Consider the following 19,015-nt stretch of genomic DNA (forward strand, 5'->3'; position numbering starts at 1 on the left):
GGCGCCGGGGTCAGCACAGGTCCCGGTACGGGGCTCCCGTCACGTGCCGGCGCCACTCGTCCTCGGTGATCCGGTCCCCGCGGCCCTCGCAGACCGCGGCGACCGCGTCCTCGGCCCGCACCAGCCAGCCGCGCACCACGCCGTCGTCGCCGGTGGCGACCAGCTGGTCGCCCACGAAGCGCACGTCGTTCATCCGGTCCCCGGAGGCGGACAGGGCCGCGTAGACGCTGAGGTCCGCGGCGCCGACCTTCCACATCCACACGAACTTGTCCCCGGAGGCGCCCGCCAGCAGGTCGCCGTCCGGGGAGAACTGCAGCCCCTTGACCGCGGACAGGGCGTCGGAGGTCTCGCCCAGGGGGTGGGGCTCGGAGGGGTCCGCGACGTCCCACAGGCGCACCCGCCCGCCCTCGGTCCCCACAGCCAGGACGTCGGCCACCGGGGAGAACACCGCCGAGGTCACGACCGAGTCCAGGGTGAGCTCCGCGGTCCGGCGGGGCGCGGCGGGGTCGGAGACGTCCCACAGCTGCACGCCGCCGGAGCCGTCCGCCGCCGCGAAGACCGTGCCCGAGGCGTTGAACCGCGCGGCCTCGGTCTCCGCCACCGGGAGCGTGGCCACGCGCCGGACCGCTCCGCCGGCGTCGTGGCGCAGCAGGGCGATCTCGGTGCCGATCTCGGACCACGCCGCGACCGTGGACCCGTCCGCCGTCACGTCGGCGCCGGTGACCCCCACGTCCAGGGCCGCGGCCCGCGCCGGCTCCTGCGGGCGCCCCTCCCGGAGGGGCCACAGCAGGACGTCCCCGTCCTCGGTGCCGCCGGCCACGAACGAGGCGTCGGGCGCCACGGCGCCCGCGTACCAGAGGGTCTCCCCGGGCGGGGCCTCCGGCGACGGCAGCGGCACGGGCACCTCCCCGGTGAGGTCGAACAGGGAGACGACGCCCTCGCCGGTGCCCACGGCGCTGAGCACCGTGGCCGAGCGGTCGGTGGAGAGCTGGTACACCGGCTCCCCGCGCCGGTGGATGACCGGCCCCTCCAGGTCCCACGAGCGGGTGGCGCCGTCCTGCGAGGCGGTAATCAGCCGCTCGCCCACCCGCAGCGCCCCGGTCACCCGGGCGGCAGTGGGGAACACCTCGACGCGCGCGAGGTCGGGCAGCCGGTGCACGTAGGCGTTCTGGTCGTAGCTCGCGGCCACGATCTGCTCCCCGTCCGGGGAGAAGCTGACGTCGCTGATCCAGCTGCCGAAGTCGCGGACGGTCCCGGCCGCGGCGAGCCGGCCGCCCCGGACGTCGTAGAGCCGCAGCTCGCGGGCGCTCAGCCCCACGGCCAGGCGGGCGCCGTCGGCGTCGAGGGCCAGGGAGCGGACGGTCCGGCCGGTGGGCACCGGCTCGAGGCGCTCGGCGCCCCCGTCCCCGGTGGCGTAGCGGACGATGCCCGCGGAGCCCCCGCCCACGTAGACGGTGCCGTCGGCGGCCGCCGCGACGGCGAGGACGTCGGCGTCCTCGCCCAGGGGCAGCCGCGGCAGCGCCCGCGGGGATCCGGGGTCCTCGAGCGACCAGCGCAGCACCTCGCCGCGCCCGCCGGCCAGCAGCCGGTCCCCGCTGGGGGAGAACACGACCGCGTTGAACGAGGTGCCGGTGTCCGCCCCCAGGTCGGCGATCCGCCGCACGGGCCGGTCCGTGACGTCCCACAGGCTGACGTGGCCGGTGCCGGCGACCGCCGCGAGCACCCTGCCGTCCCGCTCGACGAGGTCGACGTCGACCAGGCCCCGGTCGCCGCCGTCGAGGACCGCGACGTCCTCCCGGTCCTCGACCAGGCTCCGGAAGTCCCGCCACACGGACAGCCGGCCGTCCCGGGCCGCGCGCGCCACCACCGAGCCGTCGTCCAGCGCCGCGAGCCGGGACGCGCCGTCCGGGCCGAGCCAGCGCTCCGGGGAGCTCACCGCCGTGGCGTCGATGAGGGCGGAGACGCCCTCCCGGGTGGGCGACACCCGGTACGCGGCGAGGCTGAGCTGCGCGGCCAGGTTCGGCGACTCCCCGCGGATGCGGGAGGCCTCCAGGGCCGTCTGGCGGGACAGGGCCTGGTCACGGGCCGCCTCCGCGTCGGACTGGAAGCGCTCCGCCCGAATGCCGAGCGCGCCGGCGACCACGGCGGCGCAGACCGCCATGGCCAGCAGGACGAGCGCCACGCGGCCGCGCCGCTCGATCTCCCGGGCCGTACGCCGCTGCCGCGCGAGGGCGTCGTCGTAGTGCCGTTCGCTCTCCGCCAGGTACTCGCGCTCGGCCGGGCTGAGCAGCGCCTGCTGCTGCGGGTTCCCGGTCCAGTCCCGGAAGGAGGCCAGCTGGCCCAGCGGGATCAGCGCGAGGGGGTCGCGGTCGTTGGCCAGCCACATCTGGGTGGCGCGCTGCAGCTGCTGCCGGACGTAGAGGTCGCGCCGGGCGTCCTCGATCCAGCGGCTGAGCCGGGACCAGTGGTCGAGCAGGGACTCGTGGCCGAGCTGGACCTCGTCCCGGTCCACGGTCAGCAGCCGGGCGCGGGCGAAGTGCTCCACCACGGCGGGACCGCCCTCGGGCAGCTCCTCGCGCGGCATCGGAGTGCGCACGACGGTGGCGGCGGAGCCGGTGCCCACCACGCGCACCAGGCGCAGGAAGACGGCCCGGGCGAGGTCCCGCTCCCCGGGCTCCAGCCCCGCGTAGACCTCCTCGGCCCGCCGGTCCACCGCCTCCGTGATGCCGCCCGCGGCGTGGTAGTCGGCCACGGTGAGCTCGCGGGTGCGGGCGTGCTCCCACGTGCCGAGCAGGGCCTGGGAGAGCAGGGGCAGCAGCCCCACCCCGATCTCCGCGCCGCGGGGGGCGACGTCGCGCAGGATCACCTCGACCAGGTCCGGGGAGACGCGGGCGCCGACCGCCTCCGCGGGGCCGACGACGATCTGCTGCAGCTGCTCGCGGGTCAGCGCGCCGAGCAGCACGGGGCGCTCCAGGGCGGCGCGCAGCTCGGCGTGGCTGCCGGCCCGCCCGAAGAAGTCCGCGCGCAGCCCCACCACGACCACCCGGTCCCGGCTGGCGGCGGCGAGCCGGTCCAGGAACCGGCCGGGCTGCTCGGGGTCCTGGGAACCCGTCCACAGCTCCTCCAGCTGGTCGACGACGAGCAGGTCCGGGGCCGCTCCGACCGCGTCGTCGAGCCGCCGCTCGGGGTCCAGGCCCGGGGTGAGGGCCCGGGCGCTCCACCCGTGCAGCGGCTGGCCCTCGGCGCGCAGCCGGCCGAGCAGGCCGGCCCCCAGGAGCGAGGACTTGCCCGCGCCCGAGGCGGCCACGACGGCGAGGATGCGGGGCCCGTCGGCACCGGCCAGCCGGGTCACCCGCTCCCCCAGCTCGGCGACCTCCGCGGTCCGCCCGAAGAAGTGCGCCTCGTCCTGGGCCCGGTAGGAGCGCAGGCCCACGTACGGGGTGGTGGCGGGCTGGACGGGCGTGCGGGAGCGGTTGACGTCCTCCCACCACTGCTCCGCCGGACGCTCCTCGGTCAGCCCGAGCGCGTCCAGGAGGGCCGTGAACTCCGCGCGCAGGGCCGGACCGGGCAGGTGGGCCCCGCTGAGCCAGCCCTGGATGGTGCTGGCGGGGAGGCGGCAGGCCGCGGCGAGCGCGCGCACCGACAGGCCGCGGCGGCGGCGTGCGGCACTGAGCTGCTCGGCGAGCCGCGGCCGGTCGGCGCCGGGTCGGGGCGAGGCCACCGGGAGCCTCCTCGGGGGACGTCGGGCACGGGGGACCCTGGCATCGTAAGTCGGCTTGCCGCCGCGCCGGCAATGTTGCGCCCGGAGGCGTGCGGTGTCCCCCCGGGCCTGCTACAGCGGTGCGGGCAGGACCCGGCCGGTGTCCCAGGGCACGGCCCAGCCGAGGGCGGTGAGCACCCGGTCCAGGAGCACGCCGGTGAACCCCCAGACGGTCACCCGGGAGCCGGTGCCGGCCACGGGCACCGCGAACGCCGGCGAGCGGTAGGTCTGCCGGCCGCGCGTCACGGCCGCGTAGTGCCGGTTGGCCGGGTCGATCAGGTCCAGGACCGGGACGCGGAAGACCAGGGAGGACTCGGCGTGGTCGACGACGTCCACGGGCGAGACGTCCTGCCACCAGCCCAGCACCGGGGTGACGAGGTGGTTGGAGACCGGCAGCGGCACGGGGGCGAGGGCGCCGAGCACCTCCACGCCGCGGGGGTCGAGCCCCGTCTCCTCCTCGGCCTCGCGCAGGGCGGCGCGCACGTGGGCGCCGCTCACCCGGCCGCCGGGCACGGAGACCAGCTCGTGCGGGTCCCCGTCCTCGGGGTCGAGGCGGCCGCCGGGGAAGGCCACCTGCCCGGGGTGGGAGCGCAGGGTCGCGGCGCGCTGGACGAGCAGGACGTCGAGGTCGCGCCCCACCCCGTCCGCGGGCGCGGCGCGGCGGGAGGGGAGGTCGTCGAGCGCGCCGAAGAGGATGAGCACCGCGGAGCGGCGGTAGTTCTCGTCGATGCGCCCGATCCGCCAGGGCTCGCGGTCCTCCATCTGCAGGCCGGGGCCGCTGCGGGCCACCCGCAGCAGGTCCTGGTAGGCGTGGCTCATCGGCGCTCCCCCGCCGTCCTCGGCGGCGCTCACGGGCTCAGCGGCCAGCCGTCGGCCTGCAGCTCGGCGCGGGTGCGGCCGGCGAGGAACTGCTCCAGCAGCTCCTCGCGGCCGGGGGCGAACTCGTATTTGAGCAGGGACGCGGCCTCGGCGGTGTCCGTGGGGCCCTCGCCGTAGGACGGGCACAGGTCCGCGACGGGGCACGCCCCGCACGCCGGGCGGCGGGAGTGGCAGATCCGGCGCCCGTGGTAGACCAGCCGCTGCGACAGGTCCGTCCAGTCGCGCGGCTCGAACAGCGCCGCGACGTCGCGCTCGACCCGGACCGGGTCCTCCTCCGCCGTCCAGCCGAAGCGGCGGGCCAGCCGGCCGAAGTGGGTGTCCACGGTGATCCCGGGCAGCCCGAAGGCGTTGCCCAGGACCACGTTGGCGGTCTTGCGGCCCACCCCGGGCAGGGTGACGAGGTCCTCCAGCCGGCCGGGCACCTCGCCGTCGTGGTCGTCGACGATCTTCTGCGCCAGGGCCTGGATCGCGCGGGTCTTGGCCCGGTAGAAGCCCAGGGGACGCACGATCTCCTGGACCTCGGCCTCCTCCGCCTCGGCGAGCGCCCGCGGGGTCGGGCAGGCGGCGAACAGCCGCGGGGTGGTGGCGTTCACGCGCACGTCCGTGGTCTGGGCGGAGAGCACCGTGGCCACGAGCAGCTCGTAGGGCGAGCGGAAGTCCAGCTCGGCGACCGCGTAGGGGTAGGCCTCGGCGAGGACCGCGTTGATCCGCCGGGCCCGGCGCTTGAGCGCCAGCGGGGACTCCGGCGCCCCGGTGCGGCGGCGCCGCGCCGCGCCGGCCCGAGCCCTCGCGGGATCCACGACGCGCAGGTGGGCGGGCGGGCGGGGCACGGCGGGTGGGACCATCCCCCGATTCTAGGCCGGTCCCGGGCCCCCGGTGCCGTGACCCCGCGCCGCGGGGCGTCTGTGGAACCGGGTGGGGCGATCGTCTAGGGTGACACTGAGACGATGTGATCCGCGACACGGGCCTCCGCCGGCAGCGGGGGTCCGTGCGTGGTGCGCCACGAGAAGGGAAGACCACATGGCTTCGGACAGCACGCCCGCCCAGACCCAGACCTTTGCCCCGAGCCCGGAGTTCACCGCCCAGGCCAACGCCGGCGCCGAGCTCTACGAGCAGGCCCAGGCCGAGGGCGTCGACTTCTGGGCCCGGCAGGCCCGCGAGCTGCTGACCTGGAGCACGGACTTCACCGAGGTCCTCGACTGGTCCAACCCCCCGTTCGCCAAGTGGTTCCAGGACGGCACCCTCAACGCCTGCTACAACGCCGTGGACCGGCACGTGGAGGCCGGCCACGGCGACCGCGTGGCCATCCACTTCGAAGGCGAGCCGGGCGACAGCCGCAGCTACACCTACGCGCAGCTCAAGGACGAGGTGTCGAGGGCCGCCAACGCGATGGAGGGCCTGGGCGTGGTCAAGGGCGACCGCGTGGCGCTGTACCTGCCGATGATCGCCGAGGCCGTCATCGCGATGCTGGCCTGCGCCCGCATCGGCGCGATCCACTCCGTGGTCTTCGGCGGCTTCTCCGCGGACGCCCTGCGCTCCCGCGTCGAGGACGGGCAGGCGAAGCTGGTGGTCACCGCGGACGGCTCCTTCCGCCGCGGCAAGCCGTCCATGCTCAAGCCGGCCGTCGACGAGGCCCTCTCCGGGGGCGCGTCCTCCGTGGAGCACGTCCTCGTGGTGCGCCGCAACGAGGCCGAGGTCGGGATGACCGAGGGCCGGGACGTGTGGTGGCACGACGCCGTCGGGTCGGCCTCGACCGAGCACACCCCGGCCGAGCAGGGCGCCGAGGACCCCCTGTTCGTGCTCTACACCTCCGGCACCACCGGCAAGCCCAAGGGCATCATGCACACCACGGGCGGCTACCTCACCCAGGGTGCGTTCACGCACAAGAACGTCTTCGACCTCAAGCCGGAGACGGACGTCTACTGGTGCACCGCCGACGTCGGGTGGGTCACCGGCCACTCCTACGTCGCCTACGCGCCCCTGGTCAACGGCGCCACCCAGGTCATCTACGAGGGCACCCCGGACTCCCCGCACCGCGGCCGGTTCTGGGAGATCGTGCAGAAGTACGGGGTGACCATCATGTACACCTCCCCCACGGCGATCCGCACCATGATGAAGTGGGGCGAGGAGATCCCGGGCGAGTACGACCTCTCGTCGCTGCGCGTGCTCGGCACCGTGGGCGAGGCCATCAACCCGGAGGCGTGGACCTGGTTCCACCGGGTCATCGGCGGCGGGCGCTGCCCGATCGTGGACACCTGGTGGCAGACCGAGACCGGCGCCATCATGATCTCCCAGCTGCCGGGCGTGACCGTGGCCAAGCCGGGCTCGGCGCAGGTGCCGATGCCCGGCATCAAGGTGGACGTCGTGGACGACAACGGGCAGCCGGTGCCCAACGGGACCTCCGGGTTCCTCGTGCTGCGCGAGCCGTGGCCGTCGATGCTGCGCACCATCTGGGGCGACGACGACCGCTACGTGGACACCTACTGGTCCCGGTTCGGGGACATGTACTTCGCCGGTGACGGCGCCAAGCGCGACGAGGACGGGGACGTGTGGATCCTCGGCCGGGTGGACGACGTCATGAACGTCTCCGGGCACCGCCTCTCCACCCCCGAGATCGAGTCCGCGCTCGTCTCCCACCCCTCCGTGGCCGAGGCCGCGGTGGTGGGCGCCACGGACGAGACCACCGGGCAGGCCGTGATCGCCTTCGTGATCCTCTCCGACCAGGCCGACGCCGAGGGCCGGGACAAGGCGGAGCTCGCCGAGGAGATGCGCGCCCACGTGGGCAAGGAGATCTCCCCGATCGCCAAGCCGAAGAAGGTCCTGATCGTGCCCGAGCTGCCGAAGACCCGCTCCGGGAAGATCATGCGCCGGCTGCTCAAGGACGTCGCGGAGGACCGGGAGGTCGGCGACGTCTCGACGCTCGCGGACCAGACGGTGATGCAGCAGATCGTGGACTCGCTGGCCCGGTAGTCCCGCACAGCGGTCCCGCACCGGACCGCGGCGCCCCCTCGCCCCTGCCGCGCGAGGGGGCGCCGCCACGTCCGGGGACCGGTGGGCCGGGGGTGAGAGGATGCGGGGCATGACCACCACGCGCAGACCGATCTACGTCCTCAACGGCCCGAACCTCAACCTGCTCGGCACCCGGCGCCCGGAGGTGTACGGCACCACGACGCTCGCGGACGTCGAGGAGGCCGTGCGCGCCCGGGCCGCGGCCGGGGGGTGGGAGGTGGAGTTCCGCCAGACCAACCACGAGGGCGTCCTGGTGGACCAGATCCACGAGGCCCGGGCCGGAGGCGCGGCGATCGTCATCAACCCCGCGGCGTACACCCACACCTCGATCGCGATCCACGACGCGCTGGAGGCCGCCGAGCTGCCGGTGGTGGAGGTGCACCTGTCCAACGTGCACCGGCGCGAGCCGTTCCGGCACACCTCCTACGTGTCCCTGCAGGCGGACGCGGTGATCGCCGGCGCGGGCGCCCTCGGCTACGAACTGGCCGTGGAACACCTGCTGCGCACCCTGGACGCCTAGCCCCTCAGGCCGCGCACGTGCCCGGCACGAGGGCCTCGGTGCGGCCCGCGGCCCGGTCCAGGGCGCCGCGCAGCTCGGTGAGGGTGAGGGCGTAGCCGACCTGTCCTTCGAGGGCCTTGGCGAAGACCACCCCGACCACCGTCCCGTCCTGGGCGACCAGGGGCCCGCCCGAGTTGCCCTGCTGCACCTCACCGGCCAGCTGGATGATCTCCATGGTCGCGGAGCCCGCACCGTCGCCGGGCACCGGGGCCAGGGCGGCGCCCTGCACGGTGGCGCCCCCGACGGTGAAGGGCCCGCCCAGGGGGTAGCCCATGAACGCGACGAGCTCCCCCGGTGCGGGGTCCTGCCCGAGGGCCAGGCCCGGCACCTGCAGGCTCGGGGCGGAGAGCACGGCGAGGTCCGCGTCCGGGTCGTAGTGCACGACCGAGGCGGGGTGGACCTGCCCGTCGCGGGTCTGCACGACGGGCTCGGCGACCCCGGCGACGACGTGGGCGTTGGTCACCACCTGGCCGGGGGCCGTCGCGAACCCGGAGCCGGTCTGGTTCTGCCGGCACTCGTCCGCGGTGCCGTACACCTTCAGCACGGACCCGCCCGCCTGCTCCTGCGCCGGGGTGGCCGTCCCCGCGGCGGGGGCCTCCGCGGCGGGGAACAGCAGGGCGTCCAGCTGCCGGATCCCGGTGGCCCCGCCCACGGCGTCCCGGGCCTCGGTCACCACCTCGCGGACCGGGGCGGGGGTGCGCTCGTCGATGGTGCGCAGCACGGCGGAGGAGGCGACCTGCCGGGACACCGGGGGGATGCCGAGCTGGCCCACGAGCGAGGCGAGCAGCGAGAGCACCAGCGCGGCCACGGTGACGTCGAGGGCCGCACCGGCGATCCGGTTCAGCAGCCCCAGGCGCATCCGCTCCGTGACCGCGGACAGGGCGCGCCCGAGCATCCCGCCGAGCACCTGCCCCGCGATCAGCAGCACGAGCACCGTGGCCAGCACGGCACCCACCCGGTACTGGGCGTCGACCTGCGCGCTGACCCACGGCGCGGCGGTGAACGCCGCCACGCCGCCCAGCACGAGACCGGTCAGTGAGAACAGGGAGTTGAAGAACCCGCGGCTGAACCCGTGGAAGAGATAGCCCAGCAGCACCACGACCAGCAGGACGTCGAGCAGGTTGAAGGACGGGGACATCGGATTCCTCCGGATGGTCTGGCGGGGGCCGGGGCCCGGGAGCGAGCCACCAGCATAGGGACCCCGCCTGTGAGATTCGTAGGGTCAGGCTCGGCTCCGGCCCCGGCCCGCCACGCCCGTCCTTGGGAATCGCGCGCCGGAGACACTACAGTGAACGTCAGGTACGTTAGGTCGCTCACACGCAGGTGGGGGCGGCTCCCGCTGACATCGGCCGCCGCGGGCCACGGCCCGACGGCGGCGTTACTCTGAGGAGAACCATGGATATCGACGTCCTCCGCCGCGCTCCCCTGTTCGCGTCCCTGGACGACCAGGCGTTCGCCGCCCTGACCGAGGAGCTCACCGAGGTCGACCTCTCGCGCGGCTCCACGCTCTTCCACGAGGGCGATCCGGGCGACCAGCTGTACTTCATCGTCTCGGGCAAGATCAAGCTCGGGCGCACCGCCGCGGACGGCCGCGAGAGCCTCGTGGCCATCATGGGCCCGGGCGAGCTGTTCGGCGAGATGGCGCTGTTCGACCCGAGCCCGCGCTCCACGTCCGCCACGGCCGTGTCCGAGACGCGCCTGGCCGGGCTCAAGCACGACAACCTCAAGAAGGTCATCGAGCGCTCCCCGGACGTGTCCGCGCAGCTGCTCCAGGCCCTGGCCCGCCGGCTGCGGCGCACCAACGAGAGCCTCGCCGACCTGGTCTTCTCGGACGTGCCCGGCCGCGTGGCCAAGGCGCTCCTGGACCTGGCCGACCGCTTCGGCCGCCCCGCCACGGACGGCATCCTCGTGGCGCACGAGCTGACCCAGGAGGAGCTGGCCCAGCTGGTGGGCGCCTCCCGGGAGACCGTCAACAAGGCCCTCGCCGAGTTCGTCCAGCGCGGCTGGATCCGGCTGGAGGCCCGCGCCGTGGTGATCCTGGACCTGCAGCGGCTCAAGCAGCGCAGCCGCTGACCGACCCGCAACGGGCACGGCCCAGTCACCCGAGCGGGTGACCGGGCCGTGCCCGTTGCGGGTGGTCGCGCCGACTGCCGGGCCGGCGGCCGCTCAGGACCAGTCGAGGCGCAGCACCGGGCGGCCGTCCCGCACCTCGAGCACCGGGTTGCGGGTCACGACGGCCCGCTTGCGGGCGAGGAAGGCGATGGCCGAGGAGCACTCGGCGATCGACTCCAGGACGCACTGCACCCCGGGCGAGGACAGGTCCCCGACCGAGCGGCCCACGGTGTCCTCCTGGCCCACCAGGTCCCCGAGCCGGCTGCCCCCCGGGTCGGCGACGACCTCGGCGGCCTCCACCCACCGCCCCCAGACGCCCTTGGACTGCAGCGGGGCGGGGACCTGCCCGTCGGGGACCACCGCGGTGAAGTAGTGGATGTCGTAGCGGCGGTGGGCGAAGTCGGAGGTGACCCAGTGCGCCAGGGGCCGCAGCAGGTCCGTGCGCAGCACGAGCCGGCGGCGGCCGAGCAGCTGGGCCAGGGACACGTCCCCGACCGCCAGCGCCTCGCGGGAGCTCATCCACTCGGCGCCCTCCGCGGACTCCACCGTGCTCATCGGGTCCGCGCCGGCCAGCAGCACGCCGGCCTCCTCGAACGCGTGGCGCGCCGCGGCGACCACGGCGCGCCGGGCGCGGCCGACGTCCCCGTCCATGCCCAGCCGGCGCGCCCACTCCGTGGGCGCGGGGCCGGCCCAGTCCAGGGGCTCGTCGTCGTGGGTCTCCACGGGACCGCCGGGGAAGCCCACGGTGCCGAGCGAGGAGTTGCCCGGGCGGTGGGTGAGATACGTCTCCACCCCGTGCTCCCCGTCGCGGACGAACACGACCGCCGCGGCGGGGGTGGGGGTGCTGCCGGGAATGCCGGCGCCGCGCTCCAGCCAGGCCTCGGCGGCCCCGCGCTGGCGCTCGGGGACCTCGAAGTACCGCACCTGCGGCGCCCGGCCCTTCCGGAGGGCGCCGCCCGGCGGCTCAGCGGAACTCTGCAACGAGCTCCACCTCGACCGGCGAGTCGAGCGGCAGGACCGCGACTCCCACCGCGGAGCGGGCGTGCACCCCGGCCTCGCCGAAGATCCGGCCCAGGAGCTCGGAGGCGCCGTTGATCACCGCGGGCTGACCGGTGAAGTCCGGGGCGGAGGCGACGAAGCCCACGACCTTGACGATGCGCACCACCCGGTCCAGGTCCCCCACCGCGTCCTTGACCGCGGCGACGGCGTTGAGCGCGGCCCGGGCCGCGAGCTCGTGCGCCGCCTCCGGGGACACGGTGCCGGGGGCCCCCGACGAGGAGACCTTGCCGGTGGCGGGCAGCTCGCCGCCCACGAAGGGCAGCTGGCCCGAGGTGTGCACCCAGGAACCGGTGACCACGGCCGGCACGTAGGCGGCCACGGGGGCCGCGACCGCCGGCAGCTCGAGGCCGAGCTCGGCGAGGCGGGCGTCGACGAGGGACGTTGTGCTCATGGATTCCTCCGCGGATCTCTGGTGCCGGGCCGTCAGCCCTTGGGGCGCTTGAAGTAGGCGATGGGGTTGGTCTGCACCGGGGCGGTCATGTTGCCCGCCGGGACGTCGGCCGGCGTGGAGCCGGGCAGCACGGTGACGAGCTCCCACCCGTCGTCCCCCCAGTTGTCGAGGATCTGCTTGGTGGCGTGGATCATGAGCGGCACGGTGGCGTATTCCCAGGTAGTCATGGGCCCAGCGTAGCCACGAACGGCGGGATGTGCTCCGCGGTGACGGCCCGTCCACCGGTTCCGGCCGGGTTCGCACTTGTAGACTGTCCCAATGGCTTCCCGCAAGAACTCCGCCGCGCAGTCACCGTCGGCCCTGGGCAACGTGGTGGCGTTCATCGCCACCAGCATCGTCGCCGGCATCGTGGCCGCCGGTCTCCTGGTCCCGCCCGCGGCCGCCGCAGGCCTCGCCGCCAACGCCTCGATCGGGTGGTTCAAGGACCTCCCGGCCCAGATGCAGGCCGGGCCGATGTCCCGCGCCTCCACGGTGGTGGCCCGCGACGGGACCGAGATCGCCTCGTTCTACGCGCAGAACCGCACCCCCGTCCCGATGGAGCAGATCTCCCCGCACATGGTGGACGCGATCCTGGCCATCGAGGACCGGGACTTCTACGAGCACGGCGGCGTGGACCTCGGCGGCATCGCCCGGGCGCTGGGCAACAACATCATCCGCCCGGACGCGCGCCAGGGCGCCTCGACGATCACCCAGCAGTACGTGAACAACCTGATCATCGACTCCCAGGTCCGAGCCGGCGAGGAGGCCACGACCATCGGCGCCGACAAGGGCTACGCGGACAAGATCAAGGAGATCAAGCTCGCCCTGTCCATGGAGCAGGAGCTGTCCAAGGACGAGATCCTGGAGGGCTACCTCAACATGGTGCTCTTCGGCGGGCAGAACTACGGCGTGGAGGCCGCCGCCCAGTACTACTGGGGCATCCCGGCCTCGGACCTGAGCATCTCCCAGGCCGCGGTGCTGGCCGGGATGGTGCAGTCCCCCAACTACTACGATCCCGCCGCCAACCCCGAGGCGGCCACGGAGCGGCGCAACATCGTGCTGGACACGATGCTGGGCACCGGGGCGATCACCGAGGCGGAGCACGCGGCAGCGGCGGCCGAGCCCATCCAGCTGGACCTGCACCGCACGAACTCCGGGTGCACGGCCGCGGAGATCGCCCCCTACTTCTGCGACTACGTCCAGAACCTCATCCTGCAGGACGCGGCGTTCGGCGAGACCCCCGAGGAGCGGCTGAAGACGCTGCAGCTGGGCGGGCTCACGATCACCACGACCCTCGACGTCGAGGCCCAGCGCAGCGCCCAGGAGGCGGTCAACGAGACGCAGCCGCGCGACGACAACCCGGACAACGTCTCCACCGCCCTCGTGTCCCTCGAGCCCTCCAACGGCGACATCGTGGCCATGGCGCAGAACACGTACTACTCCGGCGAGGAGGGCAGCTCCAACACCACGTACAACTTCAACGTGGACCGGGCGATGGGCGGGGCCGGCGGCTTCCAGGTGGGCTCCACCTACAAGCCGCTCACCTACGCCACGTGGCTCGACGCCGGCAACGGGGCCGAGGACATCCTGGACGCCACGCAGACCCGGTGGCCGGCGGACCACCGCTGGAAGGCCTCCTGCCTGGAGCGCGGCTACAAGATCGAGCCGGGCAACAACGGGGCGGGCTTCGAGATCCAGAACGCGGAATCCGGCTACACCCGGCAGATGGAGGCCGACTTCGGCCTGTACAACTCCATCAACACCGCCATCTACGCGATGGCGGAGGACCTGGACCTGTGCCACATCGGGAAGATCTCCGACGCCCTGGGCATCCGCGACGGCAAGGCCGGCGAGCCCGTGGACACCACGGTCCTGTCCTCCCTGCTGGGCGGCTCCGTGGACATCTCCCCGATGACCATGGCCCGGGCCTACTCGGCCTTCGCCAACCGCGGCGAGATGTGCGAGCCGCGCGCCCTGGAGAAGGTCGTGGACTACACGGGCCGGGAGTACGAGATCCCCGGGACCTCCTGCGAGCAGGTCATCGACGAGGACGTCGCCGACGGCGTCAACTACGCCCTGAACCAGACCCTGATCCGCGGGTCGGGCTGGCAGCGGGACATCGACCTGCCGGGGGCCTCCGCCGCCAAGACGGGCACCACGGACAACTCGACCCAGACCTGGATGGTCGGCTACACCAAGGGCCTGGCCACCGCCTCGTGGGTCGGCAACTACGAGTTCGGCTCCCGCTCGCTCAACGGGCTGTCCATCGGCGGCAAGCGCACCGAGGGCGACGACTGGGTGGACGGCTCCACCTACGCCGGCGGCCAGTGGCAGCGCTTCATGCGCGAGGTGGCCCGGGACTACGACACCGGGGAGTTCGAGGAGCCCTCCGAGCGGGTGCTCGAGGGCCGCAACGGCACCTCGCGGCCGGGCTGAGCCCGGACCGCCGGATGAGCACCGCGAACACCGTGCACGCCGCCCCGGCCCTGCGCGCGGCCGCCGCCGCCGCGGGGGCCGGAGCCGCCGCGGCGGCTGGCCTCGGGGCGTGGGGCGTCGTCGTCGAGCGCCGCCGCTTCCAGCTGCGCACCGAACGGCTGCGGCTGCTGCCCCCGGGCCGCCCGCCGCTGCGCATCCTGCACCTGTCCGACCTGCACGTGTGGCCCGGGCAGCGCTCGGTGCGGGACTTCGTGCACTCGCTGGTGCGGCTGGAGCCCGACCTGGTGGTGGACACCGGGGACAACCTCTCCCACCCCGACGCGCTGCCCTGGCTGCTGGAGATCCTCGAGCCGCTGCTGCGCTTCCCCGGCGCCTACGTCCCCGGGTCCAACTGCTACTTCGCGCCGCGGCCGAAGAACCCGCTGCGCTACCTGTGGCGGGACACCTCCGGCGAGTCCCGGGAGGAGGCCCCCCGGCTGCCCACCCGGGCGATGCACGACGCCTTCGACGCCGCCGGGTGGACCCCGCTGATCAACCGCTCCGCGCGGATGGAGGTCGCCGGCCTGCGCCTGGACCTGTCCGGGGTGGACGACCCGCACCTGGGCTACGACCGGCACCCCGGCTTCGGGGCGCCGGGGACGGCGGACCTACGCCTCGGCGTGGCCCACGCCCCCTACCTGCGGACCCTGGACCGCTTCGCCGCCGACGGCGCGGACCTGGTGCTCGCCGGCCACACGCACGGCGGGCAGGTCTGCCTGCCCGGCGGGCGCGCCCTGGTGAGCAACTGCGACCTCGAGCCGGAGCGCTGCCAGGGCCTGATCACCCAGGGCGGCGTCCCGGTCAACATCTCGGCGGGCCTGGGCACCTCGCGCTTCGCCCCGATCCGGCTGTTCTGCCCGCCGGAGGCCGTGCTGCTGACGCTCACCGACTGACCCCGCGCGCCGGCCGGTCCCGGCCGGCGCGCCGCGGCCGGAGCGCGCTCAGCGCGGGACGAGGGCGTCCAGGACGGCGGGCAGCCGCGTGACCCCGTCCTGGCCGCGGAAGTGCCCCGCCCCGGGCACCACCCGCAGCTCGGCGCCCAGCCGCGCCGCGAGCGCGTCGGTCGAGGCCGGCGGCACCGTGGGATCGTCGTCGGAGCGGAGCACCAGCCGGCGTCGCACGTGGGCTCGCACCGCGGCGACGTCCACGTCCTCGGCGAGGAACGCGTCGAGGGACGGCTCGCTCTCGAGCGGGCCGGTGAAGCCGGCCACGAGCACGAGTCCGCCCAGCACCCAGGGCCGCGGCAGGTCGGCGAGGTGGCGCAGGATCGTGATGCAGCCCAGACTGTGGCCGACCAGGTGGGTGTGCTCGTCGGGCTCCCCCACCGCCCGCGCCACGGCGGCCTGCCACGCCGCCGGGTCCGGGGCGGAGGGCTCGGGCAGCTCCACGAGCACGGTGCGCACGCCGTCGGCGGCCAGCGCCGCCCGCAGCCACGGGAACCAGTGCCGGTCGGGGGCGGCGTCGTAGCCGTGCACCACCACGACGGTGCGCACCGCAGGGTCCGGGGCGGTCATCCGGAGATCTCGGGCACCGCCACGATGATCCGGTGGTTGGAGCGGTCGCAGAGGTACATCTCCTCGGTGCCGTCGGGCACCGGTCCGCCCTCGGGCCACTGGTCCTCGGGGATCTGGCGCAGCGGCCCTCCGCAGGACGGGCAGATGGGGTCCATGGTCGTCTCCTCCAGGGTCGGGTGCGGGCCCGGGTGCCCGTGGGCCGAGCTTCCCGCAAATCGGCGCCGGTCACAACCGTCCGCGCCACGGCCCGCCCCGGACGCCCCACCACCGCCCGTGTGGTCCTACCATGGGTTGTGGCACGCACCACACCGGCTGACCCGACTTCCCGGAGGATCCCCATGACCGTCGCCGACTCCCGCCCCACCGCCGCCGAGGCACTGCTGGAGGACCTGCGGACCTGGTGCGGCCGGGACGCCGTGGTGGACTCGGAGCTCGAGCACCGGGCGCTGGCCCACGACGCCTCGCACTACCTGCTGCAGCCGGCCGCGGTGGTCCGCCCCCGCTCGGCGGCGGACATGGGCAACCTCTTCCGCGCGGTGTCCCGGCACGGGCTGGGCCTGACCTTCCGCTCCGGCGGGACGTCCCTGTCCGGACAGGCGGTGACCGACCAGGTGCTCGTGGACGTGCGCCGCAACTTCCGGGCCGTCGAGGTGCTGGACGGCGGCCGGCGCGTGCGGGTGCAGCCCGGGGCCACGGTGCGCCAGGTCAACGCCCGGCTGGCGCCCCACGGGCACAAGCTGGGCCCGGACCCGGCGAGCGAGGCGGCGTGCACGATCGGCGGCGTGGTGGCGAACAACTCCTCCGGCATGGCCTGCGGGACCCGGGCCAACACCTACCGCACGCTCGAGTCCATGGTGGTCGTGCTGCCCTCCGGGACCACCGTGGACACCGCCGCCCCGGACGCGGACGCCCGGCTGCGGGCGCTGGAGCCCGCGCTGCACGAGGGGCTGCTGCAGCTGCGCGAGCGGGTGCGGGCCGACCCGGCGTCGGTGCGCACGATCGAGCAGCAGTTCTCGATGAAGAACACCATGGGCTACGGCCTCAACTCGTTCCTGGACCACGACGAGCCGGTCCGGATCCTGGAGCACCTGCTGATCGGCAGCGAGGGCACGCTGGGCTTCGTGGCGGAGGCGGTCTTCCGCACGGTGCCGATCCTGCCGTTCGCCTCCACCGGACTGCTGGTGTTCCCGGACCTGGCCTCGGCCACCCGCACGGTCCCAGCCCTCGTGGGCACGCGCTCGGCCACCGTGGAGCTGCTGGACGCCACGTCCCTGAAGGTCTCCCAGCGCACGGGCCTGGCGCCGGCGCAGATCATGGACGTGGACGTCGACGAGCACGCGGCGCTGCTCGTGGAGTACCAGGGCGCCACACCGGAGGAGGAGCGGGAGCTCTCCGCGGCGGCCGGCGAGCTGTTCCGCTCCCTGGACCTGGCCGTGCCCGCCGCCCTGACCGACGACCCCGCGGCCCGGGCCGCGCTGTGGACGGTGCGCAAGGGCCTGTACACCACGGTGGCGGGCAACCGGCCGAGCGGGTCCAACGCCCTGCTGGAGGACGTCGTGGTCCCCGTGCCCGAGCTGGGCGAGACGTGCGAGCAGCTGACCGCGCTCTTCGACGCCCACGGCTACCGGAACTCGGTGATCTTCGGCCACGCCAAGGACGGCAACGTCCACTTCATGCTCAACGAGCACTTCGACCGCCCGGACCGGCTGGCCCGCTACGAGCGCTTCACCCAGGACATGGTCGCCCTCGTCCTGGAGCACCGGGGGTCCCTCAAGGCCGAGCACGGGACCGGGCGCAACATGGCCCCGTTCGTGCGCCGCCAGTACGGCGACGAGCTCTACGACGTGATGGTCGAGCTCAAGCGGCTGGTCGACCCGGCGGGCCTGCTCAACCCCGGGGTGCTGCTCAACGAGGACCCCGCGGTGTACGTGCGCGACCTCAAGACCGCGCCCGCGGTCGAGCAGGAGGTGGACCGGTGCGTGGAGTGCGGCTACTGCGAGCCGGTGTGCCCGTCCAAGGACCTCACCCTCACCCCGCGCCAGCGGATCGTGGGGCGGCGGGAGATCGCCGCCGCCGAGGAGCGCGGGGACGCGGCGCTCGCCGCCCGGCTGCGCGCCGAGTACGACTACGAGGGCCTGCAGACCTGCGCGGTGGACGGGATGTGCGTGACCGCCTGCCCGGTGCTCATCAACACGGGCGACCTGGTGCGCCGACTGCGGGCGGAGGACCACAGCAGGGTGGCGGACGCCGGCTGGGGCCTCGCCGCGAGGGCCTGGGGCGCGACGACGACGGGGGCGGGGCTCGGCCTGACCGCCGCGAAGGCCCTGCCCACCGTGCTGCCGGCGGCCGCGACCGCCGTGGCCCGGGTAGCGCTCGGCGCCGAGCACGTCCCGCAGTACAAGGACGAGCTGCCCGGGGGCGGCCCGGCCCGGCCGCGCCGGCAGGACGCGGGCGCGGAGGCGGTGTTCTTCCCCGCCTGCATCAACACCATGTTCGGGCCCCCGGGCGGCGAGGGCCTGACGGCGTCGCAGGCCTTCCTGGCGCTGTGCGACCGCGCGGGGGTGCGCGTCACCGTGCCGGAGGGCGTGGGCAGCCTGTGCTGCGGCACGCCGTGGAAGTCGAAGGGCCTGCCCAGCGGCTGGGCCACGATCTCGGAGCGCACCCTCGCGGCGCTGTGGGAGGCCTCCGGGCAGGGCGCGCTGCCGGTGGTCTGCGACGCCGCCTCCTGCACCGAGGGCCTGGAGACCATGGCGGAGCGGGCGGCGGCCTCGAGCGAGTACCACGCGCTGCGGTTCGTGGACGCGGTGGAGTTCGTCGCCGACCGGGTGCTGGGGAAGCTGCGGGTGAGCCGCCCCGTGGGCTCCATGGCGCTGCACCCCACCTGTTCCAGCGTGCACCTGGGCGTCACCGGGGCCTTCGAGACGATCGCCCGCGCGATCAGCGACGACGTGGTCGTGCCGACGGCCTGGGGCTGCTGCGCCTACGCCGGGGACCGCGGCATGCTGCACCCGGAGTTCACCGCCTCGGCCACGGCGGCCGAGGCGCAGGAGGTCAACCAGCGCCGCTTCGACGCCTACGCCTCCCTGAACCGCACGTGCGAGCAGGGCATGACGGAGGCCACCGGGCACGCCTACCGGCACGTCCTGGAGCACCTGGAGGCGGCCACCCGCTGAGCTCCCCGCCCCGCATTAGGTTGTGCACAATTGAATTGCGTGCAA

15 protein-coding genes are annotated in these 19,015 nt (G+C 74.6%); 6 read left to right on the plus strand and 9 right to left on the minus strand.

Features of this window, described 5'->3' with window-relative positions:
* Positions 1–10: 10 nt before the first annotated feature.
* The 3 genes from ACWCOM_RS01130 to nth form a co-directional block, all read right to left on the minus strand.
* Positions 11–3,721 carry an nSTAND1 domain-containing NTPase gene (locus ACWCOM_RS01130; protein ID WP_454546891.1) on the minus strand — a complete coding sequence of 1,237 codons (3,711 nt, stop codon included), beginning with the start codon at positions 3,719–3,721 and terminating at the stop codon, positions 11–13.
* Positions 3,722–3,832: 111 nt separating this feature from the next.
* Entirely contained in the window at positions 3,833–4,579 is a 747-nt protein-coding gene (locus ACWCOM_RS01135; protein ID WP_454547083.1) for an NUDIX hydrolase, read from the minus strand.
* Between the two features lie 29 nt (positions 4,580–4,608).
* On the minus strand, positions 4,609–5,484 hold the full coding sequence (gene nth, locus ACWCOM_RS01140; protein WP_454546892.1) for an endonuclease III: 876 nt from the start codon (positions 5,482–5,484) through the stop codon (positions 4,609–4,611).
* A gap of 175 nt (positions 5,485–5,659) precedes the next feature.
* On the opposite strand from nth, the gene acs reads away from it, so the two are divergent.
* Entirely contained in the window at positions 5,660–7,609 is a 1,950-nt protein-coding gene (gene acs / locus ACWCOM_RS01145) for an acetate--CoA ligase (RefSeq protein WP_454546893.1), read from the plus strand.
* A gap of 109 nt (positions 7,610–7,718) precedes the next feature.
* Positions 7,719–8,168 carry a type II 3-dehydroquinate dehydratase gene (aroQ, locus tag ACWCOM_RS01150; protein ID WP_454546894.1) on the plus strand — a complete coding sequence of 150 codons (450 nt, stop codon included), beginning with the start codon at positions 7,719–7,721 and terminating at the stop codon, positions 8,166–8,168.
* A gap of 4 nt (positions 8,169–8,172) precedes the next feature.
* On the opposite strand, the gene ACWCOM_RS01155 is transcribed toward aroQ, so the two are convergent.
* A complete protein-coding gene (locus tag ACWCOM_RS01155) occupies positions 8,173–9,345 on the minus strand; it encodes a MarP family serine protease (protein WP_454546895.1) in 1,173 nt (390 codons plus the stop codon).
* Between the two features lie 257 nt (positions 9,346–9,602).
* On the opposite strand from ACWCOM_RS01155, the gene ACWCOM_RS01160 reads away from it, so the two are divergent.
* Positions 9,603–10,280 (plus strand): Crp/Fnr family transcriptional regulator, encoded by a 678-nt coding sequence (locus tag ACWCOM_RS01160; RefSeq protein ID WP_454546896.1) that lies wholly within the window; start codon positions 9,603–9,605, stop codon positions 10,278–10,280.
* A gap of 93 nt (positions 10,281–10,373) precedes the next feature.
* Here the strand turns inward: ACWCOM_RS01160 and ACWCOM_RS01165 are convergent, their stop codons facing one another.
* From ACWCOM_RS01165 to ACWCOM_RS01175, 3 genes are read right to left on the minus strand one after another with little or no spacing between them, the layout of a single operon-like run.
* Entirely contained in the window at positions 10,374–11,300 is a 927-nt protein-coding gene (locus ACWCOM_RS01165; protein ID WP_454546897.1) for an NUDIX hydrolase, read from the minus strand.
* The gene (locus ACWCOM_RS01170; RefSeq protein WP_454546898.1) at positions 11,284–11,769 is read right to left on the minus strand and encodes a RidA family protein; all 486 of its coding nucleotides are present in this window, start codon (positions 11,767–11,769) and stop codon (positions 11,284–11,286) included. The genes ACWCOM_RS01165 and ACWCOM_RS01170 overlap by 17 nt, the downstream gene beginning before the upstream one ends.
* A gap of 32 nt (positions 11,770–11,801) precedes the next feature.
* Positions 11,802–11,996 (minus strand): hypothetical protein, encoded by a 195-nt coding sequence (locus ACWCOM_RS01175; protein WP_047801917.1) that lies wholly within the window; start codon positions 11,994–11,996, stop codon positions 11,802–11,804.
* Between the two features lie 91 nt (positions 11,997–12,087).
* Between ACWCOM_RS01175 and ACWCOM_RS01180 the strand changes: the two genes are divergently transcribed.
* Both ACWCOM_RS01180 and ACWCOM_RS01185 read left to right on the plus strand, forming a co-directional pair.
* On the plus strand, positions 12,088–14,244 hold the full coding sequence (locus ACWCOM_RS01180; protein WP_454546900.1) for a transglycosylase domain-containing protein: 2,157 nt from the start codon (positions 12,088–12,090) through the stop codon (positions 14,242–14,244).
* 14 nt (positions 14,245–14,258) lie between these two features.
* Complete coding sequence (locus ACWCOM_RS01185) at positions 14,259–15,176, plus strand: metallophosphoesterase (protein ID WP_454546901.1); 918 nt, start codon at positions 14,259–14,261, stop codon at positions 15,174–15,176.
* A 48-nt stretch (positions 15,177–15,224) separates the two neighbouring features.
* Here the strand turns inward: ACWCOM_RS01185 and ACWCOM_RS01190 are convergent, their stop codons facing one another.
* Both ACWCOM_RS01190 and ACWCOM_RS01195 read right to left on the minus strand, forming a co-directional pair.
* Entirely contained in the window at positions 15,225–15,797 is a 573-nt protein-coding gene (locus ACWCOM_RS01190; RefSeq protein WP_454546902.1) for an RBBP9/YdeN family alpha/beta hydrolase, read from the minus strand.
* Positions 15,794–15,952 carry a hypothetical protein gene (locus ACWCOM_RS01195; protein ID WP_170301020.1) on the minus strand — a complete coding sequence of 53 codons (159 nt, stop codon included), beginning with the start codon at positions 15,950–15,952 and terminating at the stop codon, positions 15,794–15,796. Before ACWCOM_RS01195 ends, ACWCOM_RS01190 begins: the two co-directional genes overlap by 4 nt.
* A gap of 183 nt (positions 15,953–16,135) precedes the next feature.
* On the opposite strand from ACWCOM_RS01195, the gene ACWCOM_RS01200 reads away from it, so the two are divergent.
* The gene (locus tag ACWCOM_RS01200; protein ID WP_454546903.1) at positions 16,136–18,970 is read left to right on the plus strand and encodes an FAD-binding and (Fe-S)-binding domain-containing protein; all 2,835 of its coding nucleotides are present in this window, start codon (positions 16,136–16,138) and stop codon (positions 18,968–18,970) included.
* Positions 18,971–19,015 lie beyond the last annotated feature (45 nt).

It is taken from the genome of Kocuria sp. KH4, from assembly GCF_053711175.1.

What these genes read in the sequence shown, in the direction of transcription:
- ACWCOM_RS01180 (WP_454546900.1), top strand. Translation starts at nt 12,088, where the DNA reads ATGGCTTCCCGCAAGAACTCCGCCGCGCAGTCACCGTCGGCCCTGGGC.
- ACWCOM_RS01190 (WP_454546902.1), bottom strand. Translation starts at nt 15,797, where the DNA reads ATGACCGCCCCGGACCCTGCGGTGCGCACCGTCGTGGTGGTGCACGGC.
- acs (WP_454546893.1), top strand. Translation starts at nt 5,660, where the DNA reads ATGGCTTCGGACAGCACGCCCGCCCAGACCCAGACCTTTGCCCCGAGC.
- ACWCOM_RS01170 (WP_454546898.1), bottom strand. Translation starts at nt 11,769, where the DNA reads ATGAGCACAACGTCCCTCGTCGACGCCCGCCTCGCCGAGCTCGGCCTC.
- nth (WP_454546892.1), bottom strand. Translation starts at nt 5,484, where the DNA reads ATGGTCCCACCCGCCGTGCCCCGCCCGCCCGCCCACCTGCGCGTCGTG.
- ACWCOM_RS01200 (WP_454546903.1), top strand. Translation starts at nt 16,136, where the DNA reads ATGACCGTCGCCGACTCCCGCCCCACCGCCGCCGAGGCACTGCTGGAG.
- ACWCOM_RS01175 (WP_047801917.1), bottom strand. Translation starts at nt 11,996, where the DNA reads ATGACTACCTGGGAATACGCCACCGTGCCGCTCATGATCCACGCCACC.
- ACWCOM_RS01135 (WP_454547083.1), bottom strand. Translation starts at nt 4,579, where the DNA reads ATGAGCCACGCCTACCAGGACCTGCTGCGGGTGGCCCGCAGCGGCCCC.
- ACWCOM_RS01185 (WP_454546901.1), top strand. Translation starts at nt 14,259, where the DNA reads ATGAGCACCGCGAACACCGTGCACGCCGCCCCGGCCCTGCGCGCGGCC.
- ACWCOM_RS01160 (WP_454546896.1), top strand. Translation starts at nt 9,603, where the DNA reads ATGGATATCGACGTCCTCCGCCGCGCTCCCCTGTTCGCGTCCCTGGAC.
- ACWCOM_RS01195 (WP_170301020.1), bottom strand. Translation starts at nt 15,952, where the DNA reads ATGGACCCCATCTGCCCGTCCTGCGGAGGGCCGCTGCGCCAGATCCCC.
- aroQ (WP_454546894.1), top strand. Translation starts at nt 7,719, where the DNA reads ATGACCACCACGCGCAGACCGATCTACGTCCTCAACGGCCCGAACCTC.
- ACWCOM_RS01155 (WP_454546895.1), bottom strand. Translation starts at nt 9,345, where the DNA reads ATGTCCCCGTCCTTCAACCTGCTCGACGTCCTGCTGGTCGTGGTGCTG.